This is a genomic window from Caballeronia sp. LZ024 (assembly GCF_031451455.1).
Classification (GTDB): domain Bacteria; phylum Pseudomonadota; class Gammaproteobacteria; order Burkholderiales; family Burkholderiaceae; genus Caballeronia; species Caballeronia telluris.
On the sequence record NZ_JARUXL010000062.1, the window covers coordinates 1 to 466 of the forward strand.

1 pseudogene is annotated in these 466 nt (G+C 61.6%); it reads left to right on the plus strand.

Annotated elements, in window-relative coordinates:
• A pseudogene (locus tag QCE48_RS31755) lies at positions 1-466 on the plus strand (type VI secretion system tip protein VgrG); the annotation flags it as partial.

Genomic DNA, 466 nt, shown 5'->3' on the forward strand with positions numbered 1-466 from the left:
CATCTACGGCACGCATCACCTGGATCAGCAGGGTGCGAAGTGGGAGGCGCAACTTCGCCACGAGGCGGCGATCGCGCGGCAGGTGGTATTCGAGGGCGAAAGCACCGTGGCGGCGCTGCAGTGCGCGCGCGTGCTCGAAACCGACGTTGTGCTGCCGGATGCGCCAAAGGGTCAAGTGATCATCGAGGTCACGCACCGTGGTGCGCGCGACAAATCCTATACCAACAGTTATAAGGCCATCCCCGCCGACCGGCGCTTTCGTCTTGAAATCAGGCCGGACACCTGGCCTAAAATCGCCGGCACGCTCAGCGCACGGGTTTGCAGCCCGGATAAATACACCTATGGGTACCTGAATTCTGTCGGCTATTACGTCGTGCGGTTCGATGTTGATTTCGCTGACTGGCCCAAGGGCGGCGAAAGCGTGCCGCTGCGTCTCGCCAAACCGTTCGCGGGCAAGTTGCAGACC